Genomic DNA, 254 nt, shown 5'->3' on the forward strand with positions numbered 1-254 from the left:
ATTAAATGATCCCCATTAGGGGACGGAAACTCATTGCAATTAACTTCAATCACCGTATAAGGCGTTATAATTCGTTAAATTAAATGATCCCCATTAGGGGACGGAAACAACTGCACTCACTAAGTAGAATTCTTCAGGGAATAAATCCCAGTTAAATTAAATGATCCCCATTAGGGGACGGAAACAATGAATTTTGACTCTATGGCAATGCCAGCATAAGCAAGTTAAATTAAATGATCCCCATTAGGGGACGG

It is taken from the genome of Veillonella parvula (assembly GCF_001553335.1).
GTDB classification, from domain to species: Bacteria; Bacillota; Negativicutes; order Veillonellales; family Veillonellaceae; genus Veillonella; species Veillonella parvula_S.